We start from the raw sequence: 21,729 nt of genomic DNA, 5'->3' as shown, positions 1-21,729 counted from the left end.
ATAATTTGGCAATAGTTTATCAATTTCGGAGATTTATAAACGTGTATAAACTCTGCGCCGATCCGAGTTTGTAAATTTTAGGCGGACTTTATCAACGAGTTTATACACGCCGGATGTTGATAAACAGAAGACCCTAATATACTGAATTATGGCGAAACCGTGTCTTTGTTGTGTCGCAGGCAAAGAAAAACCCGCCGAAGCGGGTTGTGTTTTTGGGGCGGATCGGTGTCTGCCCTGCGGTACGCTAGCCTGGAACACCAACGCAACGCGTGTGAAGGTAGCTGCCGCTAGTGTTGCCATCCGATATCTGCGCGGAAATACTCTCACACGTAGGCATGTCGGGGACATCGATTCTCACGGGCTGCGACCCGTGAATCCACACCAGCAATATCACAGATACAAATTCCATGTCCGTCTCTCCTTTGTTGATGACCATTTATCGCACGCTTTACAAATTTGTCAAACACCAAAAAGACAAGAACAAAAAAAGAGGGCCTCAGCCCTCCTTTTCTGTTGCCCCTAAGCCGTCGCCCAAACCAGCCGCCTGGACGGGCGCCCTGTCGGTTTCTGTGGCGCAATGAGCACCTTGCCCGCCTCCATCAAATCCCTGATCAGCTCCTCGCGCTGTCGCGCGTCGATTTGCTTGACGCGGCTGGAAAGCTGCCCGACAGTAATGCCCTTCTTGCCCGCTCCCCGCACCAACGACGCGATGCGCTTGTAATTCGCCTCGCGCTGGTTGTCGGAAAGCCGCTCCGAAACCTGCTCGAGCATCGACGCGGCACACGTCCAAGACAGCGCGGCCGCCCATTCGATATTGGCCTCGGTTACAACGGGCGAATAAGAGTCCTCGCCTACAGCAACGATCAGCGCCAGCTTGATCGCGTTCTCGATAATACGGCGCACGAACGGCCTGTGCTCCGGTTGGTGCATGGCCTCTTGCTGCTTTACAGCCCGCTTGATGCTCTCGAACGTCACAAGCGCGTCGTGCGTCCACGGCACGACGTTCGGCTTGACCACGGCCTTGCCCGGCGGCATTTGCGGCATGTTTCCCATACGCGCCGCCACGACGTTGACGCCCGCAACTGCCGACATGCGCAAAAGCAAGTCCTCCGGCACGTCGTCGATCTTGCGTGACGGCACAACCGCTTCAGGCTCGTCGCCATTGACGCAAAACAGGATAAGCCGCGGCAACAGCCCGTCTTCGGCGCTGGCGCTCGAGAGCGCATTCCAGAACTGGTCCGGCGTCGACGTGCCGTGGATGCAAAGCACAGGGTTGTAAATCCGCTTCGGCGGCGAGCCGCGGTAGGCAGCTCCCTCGAAGAACGTCGAGCTCGCCGAATAGTAATCGCGCAGGTCCGTCGATATTGCTTGCTGGTGCCCGCCCGCGTTGCGGTCTGTGATTGACCGCACGAACCCGCCGAACTCGTCGATCTGGCAGTTGACATACGGGTGGTGCTCAAGCACTTCGCGCAACGCCGAAGCCGACATGATGCGCGCCGGGCCGCTGTATTTCGCAAGCACGTCCTGGTCAGCCATGAACAGCCGCTTGATCTGCGATCGCGCGTGTTCCTTGCCGAAGCCGGATTCGGCAAGCGACACCGTGTATATGTTCGGACGCGTGTCGCGCGTGCCTGTCGAATAGCGTGCGCCCATCAACGCCCCGACAAGCGGCAAGACGGCGGCAAGCGCAAGCGTGCGACTCGGCTGTTCGGCGCTCGAGACAATCCAGTCGATCAGGTCTTCGACGAGCCCGCCAGGGAAGGTCAGGTTTTCGATGTCGTCGACAACCGACAAGCGGTATTCAGCTGCGTCGTCGAGCTCTTCGACCGTCGGCGCGTTCTCGGCTGCCCTTGGCTTGAGCATGCCGGAAAAATCGACTGGCTGCGTGCCGTCGTCTTCGAACTCCGGCGCCGGGATATCGCGCGGCTGCTTAATGCCGGCATCAAGACCGCGGCGGATCTTGGCTTTGATCTCGCGCTCGCCGTCTTTCGCCACGACGCCGTTTGAGCGCGCCGCAGCCAGCAAGCCGGCTTCGGCTTCGTTGCGGCTTAGCGCCCCTGCCCCGACGATCGTGCCAAGCGAGAACGCCGAGCGGTTGACGGCTTCCCCGCGCCCGCCTTGCGCTGTTGCGGCAAGGGCGTCCAGCTCGTCATGAACGGCGCGCTCGACATAGGTGTTGTTTTGGGTGGTCGAGGTGTGGGTGTACGGCGTTGTGCCCTGCGGCTGCTGCGGGAGGACGAGCGACAGAAGCCATTCCGGCGCATTGGCGATCGGCGGAAATCCTTCGCCGTCGTGGTCGACCCAGGTGTATTCGCGGCCGTCGGCGGTGACGCTGCCTGGTGCAATGACATAGCCGCCACTTGAGCGGACGTCGATGCCCGGACCTAATGCGCCGCGGTTACGGACGCCAGGGACATGCTTGAAGTAATAGTGCATGCCTCCGCCAGCCGTCGTGGCGCGCGCCGTGTCTGGCATGTCTCCGTGCTTTTCACAAAGCGCCTCGAGCGTTTCGTAGCCATTGATGACGTTGCCGTCATCGTCCTTGTGTACGTCAACATCAAGAACCCATGCGCCGATTTGCTCGCCAGTCGGTATTCCAACCATGGAATTCGGGTAGCGATCCCAAAACGTGTTGATGATGTATTCTCGCGCGGAAGCTCCCTTGAAGCCATTCGATGTCCGCGGCGTCTTCGCCTTTAGAAACAGAACTTCGCCGGTTTCCGGATCCACGTCGCCGCTGTCTTCGTCTCCCTGCCGACACGGGAAGACCGGAATTCCTTGCGCGGCGTAGGAGAGCGCAAGCTGTTTTTGGGTGTCTATGGTCATTTAGATTCCTGCGGCATAAACTTTGCGATGCGGGCGCCAACCCATGCGAATTTCGGAACCGCCCAAGAATTGCCAAGCGCCTTGTAGCGCGGGCCGTCGGGGCTGGTCGGCTTGCCGCGCCACGGGATGTTCGTGTAATCGTCCGGAAATTCCATAAGGCGCTCGCACTCGACGGGCGTCAGGCGGCGGACGGCGGAGTGCACTAGAGTGGCCGGCACTCCGCCTAGTTCGTTTCCATTTCCTTTTCGGAGTGTGAGCGTGGTATCGCCGTCAATCGCGCCATTGTAGCAATCTACGGCCAACGCAGCCAACACATGCGGTTTGTCGCCGCCGCCCTGACTGGCGCGCAACGCCGTGGCAATAGGTCCGCCTAGCTCCGCTGTTGCGCCGCCCTCTCTGCCGCGAATGGCGACGGTGATGGCGGGAGTCAAAATACCGTTGCCGTTGTCCTTAGCCCCAAGGGGCTGTGCGCATTCGCTTTCATGGATCTGGTCTTGGCGCGTATTGAAAGCAATAACAGGAGTCCCGCGCCCCGTCCCGTCTTCGCTCGCGTCCGCGCCTTCAGCCGTAAGGCTGTGGCTTGTCGTTCCGGTGACGGAGACGGCCACCATGGTCGTCGATTCGTAGTCCTGGCTCGAGCCTTCGCGCGTTGCGTCGCAACGCGCTATTTCGGGGGCATGTATCAGGCCGCCATCTAGCTCAAAGTCTGTTCCGAGTCCGCCGCCGCCCTTAGTGCGCGCGCTAATTGTGGGGGCAGGCTTTTCCCCCGCTTCTCGGCTCGGCGGAGAATTCCCGTGCACGCTTTTGCGCTCAAAAAGAACCGCTGCGGGATCGGCCCCGTTTCCAAAATCTGCGACAAGGACGACACGGCGGCGTCGTTGGGCCAGGCCGAAATATTGTGCGTCGAGAACCCGCCATGCCGCCCTTCCGAGTGGCCCGGCAACCATGCCCGCGTTTGGCCATGCCTTCCCGTCTGGAGTATGCAGGGGATCATCTGCTCCGACAATTCCTGCCAGGAAACATCCGAAGAAATTGTCTTTTGTGCTGAGGGATCCGACGACGTTTTCCCAAACGACGTTTCGAAGTCCATTGCCGTCTGAAAGCTCATGGGCCAACCTTACAAATTCGAGTGAAAGATTACCGCGGGCGTCGCCCATGGAATTACGAAGACCCGCAACGCTAAATGCCTGGCAGGGAGTTCCACCACAGAGAATATCTATGCGTCCCAACTTGGAGGCGTCGATTTTGGTAAAGTCGCCAAGGTTCGGTACGTCGGGGTAGCGGTGCGCAAGAACCGCAGACGGGAACTTTTCGATTTCCGAAAAGGCTACCGCCTTCCAGCCGAGCGGATTCCATGCGACCGAGGCGGCCTCTATACCGCTGCACACCGAAAGAAAGCGCAGAGGCCGTTTGTTGTCGTTGTCTGCTGCTGGAGTAGCTGCGGGTCGCGAGCCCGCCGCCTTATCCGTAACGATTGCCTGCACCTTGTTCCTCGCTTCCAGCGTAAACGCTATATCTTCTTGCCAGCCCTTGCCCTGCGGTCCGGCGTCGGGGTTTTCGGAAACTGCCCGCTCTTGAATGGCGTAGGTTTTCAATTCCACCACTCCCTATCGCATCGAACGCAGCGCAGTCGGTCCCCGGTGCAGAAGCCTTCGTAGAGATACTGCGCTTTGTCCGTGCCGCGACATCTCGGGCATTGCTGGCCGTTATGGTTTGTCACGTAGCTGTCGAACCACATGCGCCAAAACCAATCAAACGGGCGGCGGTATAGCCTCTTGTAAATGGTCAAAACGGCGCCTCCCCATTCACCAACAAATGCCGCAACCGATCGGCGCACCCCTTCCACACGGCTTTGCAAAGCATGCGAGCCGTTTCCTCGTCGTATTCGGACAGGTCGGCGCCGTTCGCCGCAATAAAGTCGCCAGCCGCATCGACGCCACCGTCGAGCGCTTTCAATTCATACGGATCCATGCGCCGCACTTCGCGGATTCGCTCGGCGATAAGCGCGCATTCCGTGCAAAGCCATTTCGGGTCCGCGTTGCGCTGCGCGATGCCGAGGCCGGTGGCGCGAAAGCCGCAGACGTGGCATGTTATGGGCTCTGTCATGCGGCCTTCTCTGCGGCGTTGTCGTTGGCTGGTGAAAACATGTCTAGCGGCTGTGGTTCTTTCGTTGCCTCAACGAACATGTCGCCCTGCGCGTAAGCCTTCTCAATTCGCTCGCAAGCAATGTCGAAATACTTTGGGTCGAGTTCGACGCCGATGAACCGACGACCCATCCTGGCGCAAGCAACGCCTGTTGTGCCGCTGCCCATAAACGGGTCAAGGATAAGTTGCCCCGGATTAGTGAAGTCAGAAAGCAGTTCCCGCATGAGTGGGATTGGCTTCTCGGTCGGATGGCGCCCGTCCCTGTCGCGCTGGTTTGTTAGGTGGGTGTAGACCCCGCGCTTTCCGCCTGCGTTCCATTTTCGATACCCTGGCGCGCACCACGCAGTCACTGCGCACTCGAAGCCTCTCGCCGGTCCCTGCCCATTCATGCGCGGCGTGCTGTCTGGCTTCACCCACGCAATGCATGTGTCGTATTTCGCCTCACGTGCCTGAAGTTCGTCGCGCCACGCCCTGACTCCTTCGGCAAGCGTGAACAGGATCGCCCAACCGTTCGACACGCGCACAACTTCCTTGACGATATCGGCGCGCGACGAGTTGACGCCACCAAAGCCAAGTTCGGTAATCATTTCGCGGCCGTCATTCCGGCGAATGCGGCCGATTGCCTTGTGTAGCTCGTCTTCATACGGCGGGTCGCTAACCACATGGTCGACCTGCTCAAGCCTCGCCATCACCTCCAGGCAGTCGCCATTATAGAGCGTGCAGTCGCCGATCTGTTCAATGCGCATTATGTCTCTCCTGGCGTGGTGTCGTGGTGTCGTGGTGTGGTGTGGCAACCGGCCAAATATGGCTGCTTATGGCTGGTTAGGCGTCAGATTTGGCCGTTTATGTCCGCCTGTTCCAGGCGGCTTTGGCTTGCTCTCGGCTTTCGAATAGGCACGTACTCGCGCTGCACTCCGGCGTGATCCCGTCGTCGCCAGCGTCACAGCAAATCCAGTCCGTATTCTGCCATCCGCTTTCGTCGGGCCGGTGGTAGCTTTTGGCTTTTGCGCCGCAGAACGGGCACGGCAGGAGGTCGGAGTCGTCTGTCATCGGGAAGCCTCATGCGTCTCGATGATGTCGGCAGCTTGTTCAAGAAGGTGCGCCGCCAAGTCCCATCGCGTGATTTCGCCCGTCTCGAACTTCTTGGCGTAGTATCGGAGAGCGCGAGGGGCGTCCGTGTAGGTGAGGTCTGTAGGCGGGCATTTTTCTTGTTGGTCAAGAACGCGCAACAAGGCCGCCGTAAGTGACGTCTTTCCGTTGTCAATGTGCGCGATTGTTCCGATGTGCCTTTTCATCACCGCGCCACCTGCTCGTCCCAGATTCTGAAACCCGGAATGTCACGCTTCCCGCCCCTCACGGCACGCTGCGCCATTTCGGTCGCCATGTCCGTGAATGCGGCCGCGTCCTGCTCGAATGCCCAATCGAGCGCCGCCGCAGCGTCGGTAATGTCGGCGTGCCAAATGGTGCGCAGCCCCAAGCCCGTCGTCGCGGCCTTTCCCGCGCGCTTGGCGTTTTTCTCCAAGTCCTTCGCATAGGAAAGTTGTTCCTCCGCATCGACGCGCGCCGTCAGGTTGCCGCTCGTCTCACGAATTGCGGCCTGCGCGGCTTCCATTTCAGCGGCGGCAAGGTCCGCCTTGCGCTTCGCTTCTGCCGCGAGTTCGTCGGCCTTCTTCTTGCGCCATGCAGCAAGAAGGTCGGACAGTGCCTTTTTGCCCTGTTCGACTTTCGTGGAGTAGGGTTTGAATTTGGCGTCGACGTCTTTGCCGGCCTTGATGATCGGCGCCTTCTCGGCCACGCGCAGCTCCTCGGCGCGCTTTCCGGCTTCGTGCAATCCGTCTTTAAGCTTTGTGATGGCGTCGTGCATCTCGTCGCTGTCGATCGGCTCGCCGTCGGCCCAATTCTTGGCCTCGTCGAACAGGTCGGTGATCTCGGTGAAAACCGCCTCGTCAGCGGGTGGCTGGTTGTGGCCGATGGTTGCGGTCATTACCGATTACCTTGGTCGAAAATATGCCAGACGAAACCGTCAAGCTGGATTGTCCCGATGTAGTAGCCGATCAGCGCGTCGACGAAAGTCTCCCCCGTTGCAAGGACGACAAATCGCCTTGTGGCTTCCTGCTGATGAGGTGCGACTTTCGCCCATATTGTTGGCACGCCGTCCTGCACTTGAAGCGAAAGAATTTCAGCTCCGACCGGCATCCTCACGTCAACCCAATCATCGATTTTGAACGGGTATTTGTAGATTACAGCTCGCATGACTCACCCTCCTTCTCAGCCCGGCGCTTCAGCTTGAGCGCCCGCGCCAGGTCGGCGCAAAGTTCTGGTGTTGATTTCTTGGCGATGCGCCAGCGCAGGAATTCGATTGCGCTTTCGAGTTGCTGGATAAGGTCCATCATTCGGCGGACTCCATGCGGTAAGCAACGATGTCGGACGGGTCATTGTGGTGTTCCCAAATCCAGTGGCCTGCGCGCTGTTTTGTGAATATATCGCCGTCCCGGAATTTGATATCGACGCTCGCGAACGAAGGAACCGGACGCGGTCTTCCATCGTGCGGCGTGAAGTCATCTTCTCGCTTGGTTTCCATGTCGGTCACTCCCCGCGCAGGTATTTGTCGCGTCTCCTGAGCACCACGTCTGTGGTGTCGGTCGGCTTTGGTTGAAAACCAGCCCAGCGCGCCCATGCGGCGACGTGTCGGCCTATTTCGTATTGGATCTGATGAACCGCTGGCAGCCGATCGTAGTCGTACCGCCATGGCTTGCTTGCCGCGCCATCCGCGTAGCCGTGGATGACGGAGGTCATGGGGCGAAAGTGGCAATAACCACTGCGGAGAGCGCGCAGAGTGTTACGATACCGACTAGGGCGGAAAGCCTTTCCGTCAAGGTGTCAACGCGCTCTTCAAGCTTGCGCGCTCGGTCTTCAAGGCACCTGATGCGCAGGCCGATGGGGGGTTCTTCGGTCATGGCTTCACCACGCGATAGGCGATGATGTCGCCGCCAGAAGTTGGGCGACCAGATGTCCCGTGCTGCCATCTCATCTCTTCGGGACGAGGAACGTGCAACGGCCTTTCGTCGTAGCGAAGCTTCACCCATGCAGTGCTACCGAATTCAACCGGGCACTCGCCGCCATTCCATTCAATCCATCCGTCTTCCATGTCCGTCTCTCCTTATCCTGCAATCACCCTAGCGTTAACTTAACAAATTTGTCAAGCTAATTAAAACGGAATCCCGTCGTCGACTTCCGCACCCCAATCCTCGACACTCACCGCAGCAACGGTCTGGCTCAAAACCTGCCAGTATCGGCCATCCGGACGCACCTTGATTTCTTCGGTGTCGGCAAGCTCCGCCTGGCGCTTGATCCACTCTAGCGGCGAGCTCGGTGCCGGATCTTTCCCGCGATGCCTGAACCAATATTGGTCGGCCTTCTGTTTCGCGAAGCCGCTATGCGCCGGACAAACCCACTCGTTGATCTGCGTCAGGCCCGTCATGTAAGCGACCTTGACGCTATCCGGCTTGCCAGCCTTGCCCTCGTGGTAGCGAAACACGCGCTTCGTCACGCGGCGCGTCTCCGGCTCGGCGGTGGACTGCAAAATTGCGACGTCGGTTGGCTTGGCCGAAAACTTTGGCGTCTCGAGAAGTTCGAATTCCCGGAAGCAGTTCGGGCAGACGCGGGCGCTGGCGTGCACCATCTCGCCGCATCCGCCAGCATCTTGCGGGCAGACCTTGATCGGCGCTTCTCCCGTCCCTTTGCCTGGGGCACGAGGTGTAACGCAGTCGATCGGGCCGTGGCGCTCAATGTTGCCTGCAAAATTCATATAGCGGCAGTTCGGTTTTGTGCTGCTTGCTATTGCCGCCTTGCGCCCGGCGGCATCGGTCGAGTCCGGGTTGAAGCCGACCGGCCAAACGACGCGAGTACCGCGCACGGCGCGCTGCACATAGCGGTTGGTCGATTCTGTCGGGGCAAGATCTGCGACGAGGTCAATGCACGGGATGTTCGTTCCGGTCGACAGGACGTTGTCGTTCGTGCAGCCCCAAAGCTTTCCGCTCTTCAGGTCGGAAATAATCTGTCTACGTTCGCCTTTTGGTGTCTTTCCGCTAAGGACTTCACACGTCTTCCCGTGTGCACGTATCTCGTCGCGGACATGCTCCGCGTGCGCGATGCCATTGCAGAAAATGACAGCCGTCTTTCGGTCCTCAAGGTCGGTGTAACGCATGATCTCTGCGACAGCGGCGCGCGTCAGTTCGTCCTTGTCCGTGGCGACGGCAAGGTCTGACTTTTTGAAGTCGCCACCAAGGCGGCGGACTCCGCCCGTATCGTATGTGAAGTCGCACGGCTTGCTTGTCAGTCGGCAGAGATATCCGTCGTCTATGCCCTGCTCTACACTATAGGCGTAGACGACTGCGTCGAATAGTCGATCTTCCCCCTCGTCCAGCCGGCCCGAGTCAAGCCTGTAAGGCGTGGCCGTAAACCCGACAATCTTCATATCCGGATTGATCGCCATCAGGGCGTCAATCAATTTACGGTACATGGTGTTGTTGTCGTTCGGGACGAGGTGCACTTCGTCGACGATCATGACGTCGACGTGGCCTATCTCTTGGGCCTTGTTCCAAACCGTCTGCAACTGCGCAAAAAGAATTTGCGCGTGCGACTGGCGCTTTCCGATGCTAGCGGCGTAGATCCCGGCTGGCGCAAATGGAGCCATGCCGACGAATTCTTCGAAGTTGCCGCCGACCAGTTCCTCAACGTGGACGCACGACAGGATTCGCATATCAGGCCATCCGTCGTAAAGACGCTTGATGAGCATGGCCATGGTGCCGCTTTTCCCGGACCCTCCGGCCATATCGACAAGCGGGTGCCCAGCCGTCGACGACCAGTAGTCGAATATCGCGTCGACCGCCTCAATCTGGTAATATCGAGGGCTGAATTTCATCCCGCTACCACTTTCGTTTGTCGCGCCTGCTTGATGTATTCGGCCGCCGCCATAAACAGGCTGACGTCTTCGCAAAGAAGGCCTATTGCTTGGTTGCATCGCGAACAAAGAAGTCCCCGAACCGCACCGCTCTTGTGGCAATGGTCAACGTGCAGAGGTTGGTCGTTAACGGGGTATTGGGTGCATATTTTGCACTTCCCACCCTGTTCTTTTGCCAACTCTGAATATTCAGAGTTTGTTATGCCGTATTTCTTTTTCAGCCTGGCTTCACGCCGGCTTTCAGCATATTTAACGCGATTTTCCTTGTCGCATTCGACGCAGTTATTTGATCCGGTCCAGCGCAGATAGTGGCCATTCACGCACGGTTTTTCAGGGACATAAACTCGATGGCCGTCAATTGAGGCTAGGGACCTGATTAGGTGGGCTCGAGCGGCGCCTTTTTTGCCTGTCCAGTTTGCGAGCCTATCCCGTTCTGCGGATGCGTGGGCGCACGCGACGCATCTCCCGCCTTTTGCGTACCTTGGCGCGACGTGCCCATGCAGGCACTCAATTCCTGTGTAGAAAAAAACACACCCAATGTCTCGCGCAGCCACCCCCGATGATGGTAGCTTTGAAATGTCCAATCCTGCCCAGAAGTCTTTATCGTTTGCCGCCATTTCAACACTCATCACCCACCCACCTTCTTGCGCAACCGATTTCGCGCCCGCTTGACGCGCTGCTCAATACGCTGCCGCGAAACGCCAAACCGCTCGCCGATTTCGCTGTAGTCGAACCCCGCCGCGTGCTCGATCAGCATTCCGCCGTCAGGAATGTCGGCAAGCGCTTCGCGAACGACGCCAAGGTCGGTTGCCGCGTCCTGGTTTGCGTCGATCGAGATTTCGGCTTCCGTGTCTTCTGTCGAGATTCGCTTCTTGCGGCGCGCCTTGTAGACGGCGGCCCGCATGACAAGGCAGCACCAGCCGTAAAAATTGCGGCCGGGTGTGTAGCTGTGCCAGTGCTTGAGCGCGTGCTCGACCGTGTCGTTGACGATGTCGTCGGCCTCGTGAGGGCTTCTTGCAAAAATCCAGGATCGCTTCTGGATTGCAGGCAGGTGAGCTTTGATGAGTTCGTCATACCAGCCGGGGCGGGCGTGAATGGGCGGCGCGTTAGCCATATCCGTCTCTCCTGTGGTGGTGGTCGATCTAGGCGTTGGTAGCGCCATCAACCCAAATTTCGCCATTCGGCATTCTGTACGTGATCGACTCGTTTTCTTCGTTCACGTCGATTTGCTCGCCGTGTATCAGCGCCGGGATAGTCAGGTGCGCCGGGCATCCTGATTTCTGTTCGTCGATCGACAGCGGTTTAGCCCACCGCGCGCAAGACCAGTGCGCGTCGCCGCCCGGCTCTGGCGTGGCGTGAATACACACGCGGCAAGTGTGTCGCGGCGTCGCCTTGTCGTGGCAGACGGGCTTGTGCTTGCAGAACATGCAGCCGAAGAATTCCGGATCCTTCGAAATGCCGCTAGGCGGTTCCGGCGCGTCAATAATTCGCTGCGCTCGCGCAAGGATGCGCGCACAATAATCGATGTCGTATTCGATCCGCTCGGCGTACCGCGCGTCGTCATTTTTGTTAACAACCAGATATAGCGCGCGCGTTAGCCCGAACATGTGCATTCCGAGCTGGACCTGCCCGTAATGCAGCGGCTTGGCTTCCTTGCAGCCTTTCTTGACGATCTCCTTGAAGCCGGCGTCGTTGCTCGACTTGAACTCGCACAGGTGTTCCGTTTTCGGCGCTTCAGGCACGCCTATGGCGCGTCCATCGATCTTTCCGCGTACATGGCCGCCGAGAAGCCGAATGCGTTCCTGGCTGCCGTAGACGTCGACGCCGATGCGTTCCAGGTCGTCGGTAAGCACCTCCTCCCACCGGTCGCCGGTCCGGAAAATCGAAAGCTTGCGGCCTTCGATCGTTTCCGGCTGCGATGCCCACCGCAACCCGTACCACAGTGCCCTATCACAAGGATTCCCGATCTCGCCGACGCTGATGCCGAGGCTGTCATAATGCCGGTTCGCAGCTTCGTATGCGGCGTAAATCGCTGAGACGGTGCGCGCTTCTGCTTTGGGGATTGGGGCCATTAGGAGGCTCCCCGGTACCCGGCACATGCAAATTCGCCGTGCAGAGTGAGCCGAGCTGCATTGGCGGCTTTTTCAGCCGCCTGCGCATCTTTAAAGTACCCTACGGAAGTGTACTTGCCATTGGCCATGATTTGGCATTGGTAAAGTCCAGATCGCTTATGAAAACTGACACCCTTCACCCCTGAAGTGTTTCTTGAGCTTAATGCGGAATTGTGAGAATTTCCGACCAAATTCGCATCTCGGAGGTTGGAAAATTTATTATTTTTTCTGTCTCCGTCTATATGGTCGACAACTTCCCCAGGGTCGCGACCAGTCATAATTTTCCACGCCAGTCTGTGGGCGGGGTATCGCTTGCCGGAGATCATTATCGACAAATACCCATCTGGCTTCCAAGTCCCGGCGACTTGCCCGAGCTTAGCCCCTCGCCCACGCTTATTAATCGCCCAGGTAAATTCGCCTGTTTCGGAGTCGTAGTTTAGGGACGACAGTATAACTTCTCGCGGGGGCAATGGCTTGGGTGTATTGACCAAAATTTCATCTCCTTGGCGCGCGTGCTAGCCGCTCATAGCCTTGCGGTAAGCTTCGTTCGCCGCGGCCTCGCTCATATATTTCGGAAAGAACTCGAGCTCGAGGATCGTAAGCGCGTCCATCGTGTCGCCGCGACGGATCGCAGCGCAGGCGTCAATCGCCGCTTGGCGCTCATTATCGCCAAACTCAAGCGCGTCCTTTAGGCGGGCGGTCTGTTTTGGCGTCATGGCTTCCAGGATGTCATCAACGTCGACATCCACCTGGATTGTTACGGTACTCATCACGACACCCGAACCGGCATAAGAACACCCCGCCAGCCTTCGACCGCTGGCGAGGTCACGAGCGCCGGCGACATGCCGTCGTTGACGTGAATGTCGATGGGACCGGAAGGCAGGACGGCAAACATCTCGTGCAGGTATTTCGAGTTGAAACCGATATCGACGGGCTCTCCGGTATATTCAGCCGCGATTTCGTCGTCGGCCGTATTGCCGTCTGCCGCCTTCGAGAATGCGATCTGTCCCGGCGCAATAGAAAGCTTGACCGCCGCGCCGCGCTCGGTGGCGATCGTCGAAACGCGATCTGCTGCCGCGGTCATCGCCGCCTTGTCAACGGTGACGATCTTGTCGTTGCTGGTCGGGATGACGCGAATGTAATCCGGGTAGGTGCCGTCGATCAGTTTCGACGTCAGGACGAGCGCCGCCGTTGTGAGGCGGATCCGCGTCGACGAAACGGCAATCGAGACGTTGCCTGCGGGCAGCATTTCGCACAGCTTGCGCGGCACGATGACGCCGGCAAATTCTGCGTCTATCTCGCCAGTGCTTTCCGCCAGGCGGTGGCCATCCGTTGCGACCGCAGCAAACTTGCCGTCCTTGGCGTGGAAGAAAACGCCCTTGAGGTAATAACGCGCTTCCTCGTTGGAGATAGCGAACCGAACCGGCGCGAATGCCGCGGCGATATCCATGTCGAATTCGGCGTCGAACGTGGCGTCGGAGAGCTGCGGGAAGTCCTCGATCGGAAGCGTGCCGAGCTTGAACTTGGACCGCCCGCTCTTGATGATCACCGACCCGTTGACGAGTTCCAGCGTGATTTCCGAACCGCCAGCCTTTGCAACAATGCCGGTAAGCAGTTTTGCGTCAACGCACGCGCTGCCGTCTTCGCCTTCGCAGGCGACCTTTGCGACGGCCTCGATATCAAGGTCGGTCGCGTGAATGGAAAGCGTACCGGTTTCGGAGCGCAGCAAGACGTTTGCGAGAATGGGAAGCGTGTTGCGCGATTCAATGACGCGACCAGCCGCAGTCAACGCGCGCTGCAGCGCGGCGCGCTCGATCGTGATTTTCATTTCGTCTCTCCTGGTGGTGTTGGGCGCCGCAGGTGACGGCGCCCTTTGTGGGTTAGGCGGCTACCCAAAAAGTAGCACGAACCAATAAACCAGACCCATTACGATAAGATGTCCAGCTAATGCGCCGACGACGATCGCGCCGATAAAAGCAGGCCCGCCCATTTCACTTCCCCCAGGGTCGTTTCGTTCCGGCCGCAGCAGCAGCAGCCGGACGCGCCGCAGGCTTCGCAGCCGCACGGTTGTCGTTCGCCGGAGGCGCGGGCTGGTTGTCGTCGATCGCCGGGTTCGGAAGATTGCCTTCGTCGGGGTAGTAGTACTTCTTGATTTCGGCGCGCGCGGGGTACTGCCCGTCCTTCGACGGCTTGCCGAGACCGACCTTGGCCATGAATGCGCGGAAGTGCAGTTCCTCGCTGTCGTCGACGCGTTCGGTGTGACCGATGGCGCGGCAAAGCTGCGCAAACTGCCGCTGTCCGATTTCCTGCGCTTTCGGGTTGTTGTGCTCGAGGTTGTAGTTTCCGAAAAGCTTTCTGCCCTTGAATTCTTCCGGCTCGATGACCTGGAATGTCGTCTTGAGAATGGTGCCGGTGCCGCTGCTGTTCGGGCCGACGTCGCTCACCTCGATTTCGAGCAAATAGTCGCCGTTCGGAAGTTCGCTGTAATCCGGCTGCGCGTCGGTGTCGTGAGCCTGCGGGTCAAAGTCTTGTCCAAGTTTAGCCAATTTCGTCTCTCCGGTTGGTGGTGTGGTGATTGGTTGGTTAGGCGGCTTCGGGCTTTGCGTAGAAGTATTTCGAAAGCTCGGCGTACCCGTTGCCCTTCTTGTACGGGATCGACGCCGGCATATTCAGGCGGTTCTTGGCCAAGAATCCGGCGCGCTCGTCGGTGTAGATTTCCCGCTCAGATCCAGACGCGCCGATGGGCTTGCTTTTCTCCTTGCCGAAAGCCTCCTTTGTGGTCTTGATCGACGGCCGCTTCATCATGAATAGCAGCGCGTCGCTTTTTTCCATGATGATATCGGTCGCGCGTTTTTGAAGCTTCGGACGGTAACGGTCGTAGGAATCGACCATCGGGTCGTCGTGCCTCTTGGCTTCGCTGTGCATGATCTGGACGACATGCATACCCTTGCGCGCCATGGCTTTCACGGCGGCAATGTATTCAAGCCAGTCGTTGTCAGCCTCGAGGTAGCCTTTACCAAACGCTGTCGGAGACCCTTTGTCGTTGCTGTCGATTGTGTCCCATCCCATCCTGGCGCAAGTATGCGCCCAAAGCAGCTTCTCGACCGCGTCAAGCGAGTCGATGATAACCGTCTCGAACTCATGCTCTTCGGTCAGCAACTCGCCAAACACGTTTAGAAGGCCATCGAATGTTTCGATTTCCCCCGACGGGATATCCACATCGGTCGGCGTTTCTTCGCCTTCCGTGTGCAAGTAAACAGGGTTCGGGAATTCGGCAGCAAGACTGGTTTTACCCATGCCGCCGCTGCCATAGATCGCGATAATGGGCGGATGCTTGCGTTTCGACGACTTTAGTTCGCTAAGTGAAATAGCCAATGGGGTCTCCCTAAGTGATGATTTGCAACAAAAGCAAAAGCGCGGCGAACGCGATTACCAGCTTGACGGTGGGTCGCCAGTCGAACGGCGGCCCACCGTTTGCCGTAACGCCGTATTCCTTGGCGTGGATTGTCATGCGGCCCGGCGACGAGCTGCGCAATGCAGGTGTTGCGCCGGTACAGCCGGGTGCCAGTTAACGCGCGCGTTCGCGGCGCGCCGCCGATCGGCTCGCGTCATATTATCGGCGTCGGTCTTCGGATCTTTGGGCGGCATGCGGAAACCTTTGCCGCCGGTCATGTTGCTGAAAAATGTCAGGCGCCGATTGAGTGCCGCCTCGTCTTTCGACGGCTTCCCGAGGCGCATTGCGTCGTCGTGATCGCGCGCGGCGATCTTCTGAAAAATATTCATTCGTCTCTCCGGTGGTGGTGGGCGCGCCGATTGGTGGTCGGCACGCCTTTGGATTAGGCTGCTTTCAAAACCGCTTTGGTCGTCGTAACTGTTTCGGCCTCGCGAACCGCGCCGGGGCTGTAGACCGCGAACCGCTTGCCTGGGTGCTTGAGCGCAAGGCACTCTGCCTCCTTGGTTGCTTCGGCTTCGGAGTAGTGCGGGTGCGGGCTCGCCGATGGCTTCGGGGAGCCCTTGTCGTCGAGCAAACATACTATGTGGGCTGGTTTTGGCTGCGCGGCCTTGACTGTGCCGGTTTTGAGCCAGCCGTCGGCGATGCGATATTCGGCGATCTCGCAGCCGACATCGACTTCGATAACCTTGCCGGTTAGGTCTCCTCCGTACATCCAGTGCTCGCCGGTTACGAGATCGCCGACATTGAAGTGCGGCTGCGGCTTGGTTTCTACGAGTTCGATATGCACATCGCCAACAAAGCCGACGCTGATGCCGTCGAAGCCGACGCTGATGCCGTCGAAGCCTATCTGGTACGGAAGCTCGCCTTCGTCAATGAAGTCGATCGTCGCCTCCATTCCAGGCTCAAACCACCAACCACTCGGCACAGTGTCGAGGATCCGCACGCGGTCGCCGACTTTGAAATTGCTGGCAGGCTTGGCGGGCTCGATGTCTTCCTCGTGAATAGCCCATGCGCAAGTCTGACCATCAAAAATGACGTAAGGGCAAATACTGTTGTTTTCGTCTACGGTCGCCAACGAACCAGCGGCCATAAACCCATCGTGTGTATTCTCGTCCTTCAGCGAACGAACCCGATCGCCCTTTTTAAACTTTGCCATCAGTGGACACTCCCTGCTGCCTTTGCGGCACGATATTCGTCGAGGTTAATGACTTCGGCGGACTCCCCGTCGTCGCCGTCGAAAGGCGGCTCGATCGACAGGAGTTCACAGTTCTCGAACCAGATCGGCGTGACGCTGCCCTTGAGGCGAACGAGGTAGCTTGTGCCCCAATCCTTGTCGCCGATCACGATGCCGTGAACATCGGGCGAAAGGCGCAGGCAGACGAGTTCGCCGCGAAAGAATTCTTCGTGGAAAACGTCGGGGTCGATTTTTGGTGGTGGTGGAGGCGCGGCTGAAGAAGCCCAAGGGCTTTCCGGTTCCGGCGCGTTTGCGGCGGGTGCTTCTGTTTTGGCTTTCGGCTCGTTGTCGATTTCTTCGACCAGTTCGACGCCGTTCTGGCGCTCGTATTCGGCGAGCATTTCCTTGAGGGCAAGGATGCCTTCTGGCGTCAGCTCGCCGCACTGCTCAAGCCAGAAATCTACGCCTTGCTCTGTGTCGCAAAAGGCGAACGCCAAAGAAAGATAGCCCTGGTCTCCGGCCAAGATATTCCGCACCATGCCGGCATTAAAATTACCTGGCAGCTTCATCACGCGGCCTCCGTTTCGGCCGGGCCGTCGATCGTCGGAATGCGAACCAGTGTCGTCGGTCGCATCCCGCTTCGCGTGCTGCAGCCGCCGTTATAGGCGCCGTAGCGTGTCACGCGGTCTGGATGTTTGGTGTTGTCGGGTTGTGGTTCGCGTCTCTTGCGCTCGCCGCCGAGCTTGTAGAAAACAGCAGTCGGCGAAATTCCGAATTCGCGGCCGATTGCGGACAATGATTCACCTTGCGCCTGCATGGCGCGCATTCTCTCAACGTCTGTCAAGATGGTCTCTCCTTTTGGCGTGGTGACATCGATGGGTTGGTGACCCGTCGACGAATGTATGTTAAGCGATTCTAAATGACTTGACAACGCTTAACAAATTTGTCATACCCCGTTTTTAGCGTTAACACGGATATAAGGCAAGTAAAAAATGTCCCGCTTATCGAAAATGTTGGAAAACGAGCAGGCCCGCCGCGGCATGACGGAGCGCGAGATCGCCGCGAAGTTCGGTTGGGGGCAGCAGACTTTCAGTACCTGGAAGAAGGGCAGCGTTCCGCGCCCTATCCGATACCCCGACATTGCCAGCTTTCTGCGCATCAAGCCGGAAGAGGTCGCCGAACTGGCGAACGAAGCGGCGCTGCAGGGTGGCGGCACAAGCACGAAGATGCCGGACATGGGGGCGCCGATCATGGGGCGCGACGTCAACGGCGACCTTCGGTTTGACCGGGCTGCTATCGGCTACGCCAAACCAAACACGCGCGGCACGTATGCGGCTCGAGTTGGCGGGCATCACATCTGGATAAACCCCAAAATCAAGCCCATGCCAGGCAACACAGTCGTGTTTCGCAGCGCCGATGATACCGCGCGAGTCGGTATCTACGATGGAGAGGAATTCGACGGCGAGGTGCATGTTGTGACCCTTATGGAAATGGTATGACACAATGCATCGAGCCCGAAAGTGACATGGTGTCAGATTGAACGGCTTGACAAATATCAAATGCACTGATACGCACATCTTGCCCACTGTGGTGGTGGGTAGCCGGCCACCCGCTGTTTTTGACGCCCGCCCAAAGCGCTCGTCTCTCCGCACGGTATGGCCGCATTGTCAATTGACGGCATTAACGGGTGGTGCCGGCCGCAAGGTTTGCCGTCGATTGACACTAAACAAAGCATGAAAAGCCGGGAGTCGGCGCTCCCAGCCTGTTTCAAGTTGACGCGACGCAATCCGCACAGGTCTGACGATGTGGTAAAGCATAAGCGATTCTCCCCCATGGAAGCTTTCCATGGTCACGCTTTTGCACTATTTTACTTTTGCGGTCAACCAAAAAAGTAAAATTTTCACTATTTTGCATTTACCTGGTGGTATTGATGAAAACTTTAGGGGCAGCAATCCGGCGCGCGCGCGAGGCGCGCGGGTGGTCTCAGACCGAACTTGGCGAGCGCGTGAATTTGAGCGTCGCAGCTATTTCCAAAATAGAAAACGGCGGCACACGCAACCCGCGAAATCTGGCTCGCTTTGCGGAGGTGCTTGGCGTCGACTTTCTAGCGCCGAAGCCCAAGCCAAAGCCGCGTCAAGGAATGACGCCGATAGTGGGGCGCGCGAGCGCTGGCAACCTGTCGCGCATCGTGTCTCTTGATGATCCCGTCGATTGGGCTGAAACTCCGGGTGAACTGGTCAATGTGCCTGGCGGCTACATGGTCTACGTCCACGGCGACAGCATGGCGCCGCGTTACGAGCCAGGTGAACGCATCCACGTCAACCCTACTCGCCCCGTGCCAGTCGGGAAATATTGCGTCATACAGGTTGCGGACGATGGCGTAGGCCCGGCAACGTCAGCTTATGTGAAAATCTATCGCGGACGCGATGACAAAGTCGTGCGCGTCGAGCAGCTAAATCCGCCCGCCGTTATCGAGTTCCCGGCGGAGAACGTGCGCGGAATTCATTTGGTCGTCGGCGCCCGCTACGTCTAATTTCACTTTCCCAGTAAAATTTTATGGGGTTTACGAATTTGTAGCTTTTCGCGACATTTTGATTGACAAATTTGTTAAGTTAACGCTAGGGTGCGAGACTAACCACCACCACAACGGAGAGACATCATGACCATTGTAACAATCGAACGCGCACGCGCCGAATGCATTCCGAGCTGGCGCATTCGCAACGTCGCCGACCACAATCAGCGCCAGGCCGACAGAACCGGCGATCGGCGTCTGCGCGAACAGGCACGCGCCTTGCGCATTTTGGCGATGGAGATCGAGACGGAAGAAATGGCGGCGGCTGTGGGGATGGCGGCATGACCCAGCCAAGACTTGTCAGCCGAATAAAGGCGGCCGCATATTGTGGCCTGTCACCCACTGCGTTTTCGCAGTGGGTCGACAAGGGGCGACTGCCGCGCGCCGTCGCGGGTCGCAAGTGGGATATCGAGGCCATCAAGATCGCGCTGGACAAGATGAGCGGGCTTGATGCGGCGAATGATAATGACCCATTCGAGGCATGGAAGCGCAGCCAGGAGGGTGGCAAATGAATATGGTTGAACGGGTGGCGCGGGCTATTGCGAATGAAGCGCACAAGGGTGGCGATTACGGCATGACTGGAGACGATGCTTACGATCGCCGCCCCGAAGAATTTACAGCATTAGCCCGCGCCGCGATTGAGGCTATGCGCGAGCCGACCAAGGGGATGGAAGACGCGCCATCAGATGCGGAAATTGATTTTGGACCGGGTGGAAGCGGTGACCTAGACGCCTCGCCGTTGAACGTTTGGCAAGCCATGATAGACGCCGCGCTTGGAGAGAAACCACGAACATGATCGAGAAAGTGGCGCGCGGGCAGTCGAAGTTCGACGGGCGCGAATGGCTGTCAATGCCACGCACCGAGCGCGAGCGGTATATGGCGCGCGCGCGGATTGCTGTCGCGGATATGCGCGAGGCGGCGCCAGAAACGACAGATCTAATCGCCGCAGCGCGCGGCAAAATGAGGTCGTTTGTCCCGCCCAACGACAGCACTTTGGGCGCCGCCCTTGATGCCGCAATAAAAGTGCACTTCGACGCCGTCCTCACCGAGCCGCCCGCCCTCAAGGAAGCACCATGACCCGCATCCGACTTAAAGGAGTCCACCGCGTCAAGAAGACGCTCGCAAACGGCAAGGTCCGCGTTTATCACTACGCCTGGCGCGGCGGGCCGCTTGTCGCCGACAAGGACGGGCGTCCGCTGTCCCCGGACGAAGCGAAGTTCGCTGCGGCATACGCCAAGCTGATCGACGCTCGCGACGCCCCTACCGGCGAGACGATGCGGGCGCTTACCGCGCTTTTTCGATCGAGCGAGGATTTCAAGACAAAGTCGCCGAAGACACGCCGCGCCTACGAGCGGTATCTTGACGCGATCGACAAGAAGTTCGGCGCGATGCCGCTCGCTGCCGTACAGGATCCGCGCGCGCGCGGCGAGTTCAAGGCGTGGCGCGACAGTATGGCCACCAAGCCGCGCACCGCCGACTACGCATGGACGACGCTGGCGCGCGTGCTTTCGTTCGCCAAGGACCGCGGACGCATCAGCGTCAACGTCGCCGAGCGCGGCGGACGGCTTTATTCGGCTGACCGCGCCGACAAAATCTGGCAGGCCGAAGACATCGCCAAGATGGTCGCCGCCGCGCCGAAGGAATTGCAGCTTGCGTTGATGCTGGCGCTTTGGACAGGGCAGCGCCAAGGCGATCTGCTGCGCCTGACGTGGTTTGCCTATGACGGCAAGACGATCAAGCTGAAGCAAAGAAAGACCGGCGCGCGTGTCGTTATCCCCGTAGGCACGCCGCTGCGAACCGTGCTCGACGCCATGCCGCGCCGCGAAGGTAATATCCTGCTGAACACGCGCGGCAGGCCATGGACCGAAGACGGCTTCCGCACGTCATGGGGCAAGGCTGCAGGCGCGGCTGGCATCGGGGGGCTGACATTCCACGACTTGCGCGGCACGGCCGTTACGCGCCTGGCGCTCGCCGGCTGTACCGCAATTCAGATCGGCGCCATCACCGGGCACAGCACACGGGACGTCGAAGCCATTCTGGACGCGCACTATCTCGGCGGGCGCATTGAACTTGCCGAGCAGGCAATCGCGAAATTGGAGGGGCGGTGAGACGGCGAAACTTAGTATCAAACCGAATCCGAAAATCGAACTGCCCGCCATCTACGACGAACTAGATTGGCAGCAACGCCGCGAAGTGCGAGAAGAGTACTCGCGAGTCCAGGGCGGGAAGTGCAGCCATTGCGGGGAGTCACTGCTTTCGCAGCCCGCGCCGCACATTACCGCCAAGAAGGTCAACACGAGGCTGTTCCCGCCGAGTTTTTTCAAATACCCTGTTCACCTGCACCACAGCCACGATACAGGGCTGACGATCGGAGCCGTTCACAATTATTGCAACGCGGTCCTGTGGCAGTATCACGGGGAGTAAGGCCACACGTAAAAACCCGTAAAATTTCGCTTGACAAATTTGTAGTCACATCGTAGAACG

Annotated in this window: 29 protein-coding genes; 7 read left to right on the top strand and 22 right to left on the bottom strand. The window is 58.7% G+C overall.

The genetic code is table 11. From position 1 onward, the window contains the following. Positions 1-519: 519 nt before the first annotated feature. The 22 genes from E2A64_RS10215 to E2A64_RS10110 form a co-directional block, all read right to left on the bottom strand. Complete coding sequence (locus E2A64_RS10215; protein ID WP_133284404.1) at positions 520-2,826, bottom strand: bifunctional DNA primase/polymerase; 2,307 nt, start codon at positions 2,824-2,826, stop codon at positions 520-522. Further along, on the bottom strand, positions 2,823-4,421 hold the full coding sequence (locus E2A64_RS10210; RefSeq protein WP_244598243.1) for a DNA cytosine methyltransferase: 1,599 nt from the start codon (positions 4,419-4,421) through the stop codon (positions 2,823-2,825). The genes E2A64_RS10215 and E2A64_RS10210 overlap by 4 nt, the downstream gene beginning before the upstream one ends. 190 nt (positions 4,422-4,611) lie before the next feature. Next, positions 4,612-4,932: a hypothetical protein gene (locus E2A64_RS10205; protein ID WP_133284403.1), complete on the bottom strand. Its 321-nt coding sequence runs from the start codon at positions 4,930-4,932 to the stop codon at positions 4,612-4,614. Continuing rightward, positions 4,929-5,717 (bottom strand): DNA-methyltransferase, encoded by a 789-nt coding sequence (locus E2A64_RS10200; protein ID WP_133284402.1) that lies wholly within the window; start codon positions 5,715-5,717, stop codon positions 4,929-4,931. The genes E2A64_RS10205 and E2A64_RS10200 overlap by 4 nt, the downstream gene beginning before the upstream one ends. A 548-nt stretch (positions 5,718-6,265) precedes the next feature. Then, the gene (locus E2A64_RS10190) at positions 6,266-6,955 is read right to left on the bottom strand and encodes a hypothetical protein (protein ID WP_133284400.1); all 690 of its coding nucleotides are present in this window, start codon (positions 6,953-6,955) and stop codon (positions 6,266-6,268) included. Beyond that, entirely contained in the window at positions 6,955-7,224 is a 270-nt protein-coding gene (locus E2A64_RS10185) for a DUF7352 domain-containing protein (RefSeq protein ID WP_133284399.1), read from the bottom strand. The genes E2A64_RS10190 and E2A64_RS10185 overlap by 1 nt, the downstream gene beginning before the upstream one ends. Further along, positions 7,212-7,364 (bottom strand): hypothetical protein, encoded by a 153-nt coding sequence (locus E2A64_RS17825; RefSeq protein WP_158285735.1) that lies wholly within the window; start codon positions 7,362-7,364, stop codon positions 7,212-7,214. Before E2A64_RS17825 ends, E2A64_RS10185 begins: the two co-directional genes overlap by 13 nt. Further along, positions 7,361-7,552 carry a hypothetical protein gene (locus E2A64_RS10180; RefSeq protein ID WP_133284398.1) on the bottom strand — a complete coding sequence of 64 codons (192 nt, stop codon included), beginning with the start codon at positions 7,550-7,552 and terminating at the stop codon, positions 7,361-7,363. The genes E2A64_RS17825 and E2A64_RS10180 overlap by 4 nt, the downstream gene beginning before the upstream one ends. Before the next feature lie 372 nt (positions 7,553-7,924). Continuing rightward, on the bottom strand, positions 7,925-8,119 hold the full coding sequence (locus E2A64_RS10175) for a hypothetical protein (RefSeq protein ID WP_133284397.1): 195 nt from the start codon (positions 8,117-8,119) through the stop codon (positions 7,925-7,927). A gap of 60 nt (positions 8,120-8,179) precedes the next feature. Next, positions 8,180-9,895 (bottom strand): DEAD/DEAH box helicase family protein, encoded by a 1,716-nt coding sequence (locus tag E2A64_RS10170; protein WP_133284396.1) that lies wholly within the window; start codon positions 9,893-9,895, stop codon positions 8,180-8,182. Further along, the gene (locus E2A64_RS18180) at positions 9,892-10,551 is read right to left on the bottom strand and encodes an endonuclease VII domain-containing protein (protein ID WP_133285016.1); all 660 of its coding nucleotides are present in this window, start codon (positions 10,549-10,551) and stop codon (positions 9,892-9,894) included. Before E2A64_RS18180 ends, E2A64_RS10170 begins: the two co-directional genes overlap by 4 nt. An 11-nt stretch (positions 10,552-10,562) precedes the next feature. Next, entirely contained in the window at positions 10,563-11,048 is a 486-nt protein-coding gene (locus tag E2A64_RS10160; RefSeq protein ID WP_158285734.1) for a sigma-70 family RNA polymerase sigma factor, read from the bottom strand. A gap of 28 nt (positions 11,049-11,076) precedes the next feature. Beyond that, positions 11,077-12,006, bottom strand: coding sequence for an oxidoreductase (locus E2A64_RS10155; RefSeq protein WP_133284394.1), 930 nt, complete (start codon positions 12,004-12,006; stop codon positions 11,077-11,079). Next, positions 12,006-12,371 (bottom strand): HNH endonuclease, encoded by a 366-nt coding sequence (locus tag E2A64_RS18175; RefSeq protein ID WP_133284393.1) that lies wholly within the window; start codon positions 12,369-12,371, stop codon positions 12,006-12,008. The genes E2A64_RS10155 and E2A64_RS18175 overlap by 1 nt, the downstream gene beginning before the upstream one ends. A gap of 189 nt (positions 12,372-12,560) precedes the next feature. Beyond that, on the bottom strand, positions 12,561-12,815 hold the full coding sequence (locus tag E2A64_RS10145; protein ID WP_158285733.1) for a hypothetical protein: 255 nt from the start codon (positions 12,813-12,815) through the stop codon (positions 12,561-12,563). Then, the gene (dnaN, locus tag E2A64_RS10140; protein WP_133284391.1) at positions 12,815-13,873 is read right to left on the bottom strand and encodes a DNA polymerase III subunit beta; all 1,059 of its coding nucleotides are present in this window, start codon (positions 13,871-13,873) and stop codon (positions 12,815-12,817) included. The genes E2A64_RS10145 and dnaN overlap by 1 nt, the downstream gene beginning before the upstream one ends. A gap of 163 nt (positions 13,874-14,036) precedes the next feature. Continuing rightward, entirely contained in the window at positions 14,037-14,591 is a 555-nt protein-coding gene (locus tag E2A64_RS10135; RefSeq protein ID WP_133284390.1) for a DUF669 domain-containing protein, read from the bottom strand. A 37-nt stretch (positions 14,592-14,628) separates the two neighbouring features. After that, positions 14,629-15,420 carry an ATP-binding protein gene (locus tag E2A64_RS10130; RefSeq protein ID WP_133284389.1) on the bottom strand — a complete coding sequence of 264 codons (792 nt, stop codon included), beginning with the start codon at positions 15,418-15,420 and terminating at the stop codon, positions 14,629-14,631. A gap of 132 nt (positions 15,421-15,552) precedes the next feature. Next, on the bottom strand, positions 15,553-15,828 hold the full coding sequence (locus E2A64_RS10125; protein ID WP_133284388.1) for a hypothetical protein: 276 nt from the start codon (positions 15,826-15,828) through the stop codon (positions 15,553-15,555). A gap of 53 nt (positions 15,829-15,881) precedes the next feature. Then, the gene (locus tag E2A64_RS10120) at positions 15,882-16,655 is read right to left on the bottom strand and encodes a hypothetical protein (RefSeq protein ID WP_133284387.1); all 774 of its coding nucleotides are present in this window, start codon (positions 16,653-16,655) and stop codon (positions 15,882-15,884) included. Then, positions 16,655-17,245: a hypothetical protein gene (locus E2A64_RS10115; protein ID WP_133284386.1), complete on the bottom strand. Its 591-nt coding sequence runs from the start codon at positions 17,243-17,245 to the stop codon at positions 16,655-16,657. Before E2A64_RS10115 ends, E2A64_RS10120 begins: the two co-directional genes overlap by 1 nt. Continuing rightward, on the bottom strand, positions 17,242-17,517 hold the full coding sequence (locus E2A64_RS10110) for a helix-turn-helix domain-containing protein (RefSeq protein WP_133284385.1): 276 nt from the start codon (positions 17,515-17,517) through the stop codon (positions 17,242-17,244). The genes E2A64_RS10115 and E2A64_RS10110 overlap by 4 nt, the downstream gene beginning before the upstream one ends. Before the next feature lie 148 nt (positions 17,518-17,665). Between E2A64_RS10110 and E2A64_RS10105 the strand changes: the two genes are divergently transcribed. From E2A64_RS10105 to E2A64_RS10075, 7 genes are all read left to right on the top strand, one after another. Then, on the top strand, positions 17,666-18,172 hold the full coding sequence (locus E2A64_RS10105) for a helix-turn-helix domain-containing protein (RefSeq protein ID WP_133284384.1): 507 nt from the start codon (positions 17,666-17,668) through the stop codon (positions 18,170-18,172). Between the two features lie 374 nt (positions 18,173-18,546). Then, the gene (locus E2A64_RS10100) at positions 18,547-19,206 is read left to right on the top strand and encodes an XRE family transcriptional regulator (RefSeq protein WP_133284383.1); all 660 of its coding nucleotides are present in this window, start codon (positions 18,547-18,549) and stop codon (positions 19,204-19,206) included. A 126-nt stretch (positions 19,207-19,332) separates the two neighbouring features. Further along, complete coding sequence (locus E2A64_RS10095) at positions 19,333-19,530, top strand: hypothetical protein (protein ID WP_133284382.1); 198 nt, start codon at positions 19,333-19,335, stop codon at positions 19,528-19,530. Next, entirely contained in the window at positions 19,527-19,757 is a 231-nt protein-coding gene (locus tag E2A64_RS10090) for a hypothetical protein (protein WP_133284381.1), read from the top strand. The genes E2A64_RS10095 and E2A64_RS10090 overlap by 4 nt, the downstream gene beginning before the upstream one ends. Continuing rightward, complete coding sequence (locus E2A64_RS10085; protein WP_133284380.1) at positions 19,754-20,041, top strand: hypothetical protein; 288 nt, start codon at positions 19,754-19,756, stop codon at positions 20,039-20,041. The genes E2A64_RS10090 and E2A64_RS10085 overlap by 4 nt, the downstream gene beginning before the upstream one ends. Continuing rightward, complete coding sequence (locus E2A64_RS10080) at positions 20,038-20,322, top strand: hypothetical protein (RefSeq protein ID WP_133284379.1); 285 nt, start codon at positions 20,038-20,040, stop codon at positions 20,320-20,322. Before E2A64_RS10085 ends, E2A64_RS10080 begins: the two co-directional genes overlap by 4 nt. After that, a complete protein-coding gene (locus E2A64_RS10075) occupies positions 20,319-21,353 on the top strand; it encodes a tyrosine-type recombinase/integrase (protein ID WP_133284378.1) in 1,035 nt (344 codons plus the stop codon). Before E2A64_RS10080 ends, E2A64_RS10075 begins: the two co-directional genes overlap by 4 nt. The last annotated feature ends 376 nt before the right edge of the window (positions 21,354-21,729 follow it).

The organism is Pseudohoeflea suaedae, assembly GCF_004354915.1.
GTDB classification, from domain to species: domain Bacteria; phylum Pseudomonadota; class Alphaproteobacteria; order Rhizobiales; family Rhizobiaceae; genus Pseudohoeflea; species Pseudohoeflea suaedae.
The sequence above is the reverse complement of the archived record's forward strand: the minus strand, read 5'-3'. Positions and strand labels throughout refer to the sequence as shown.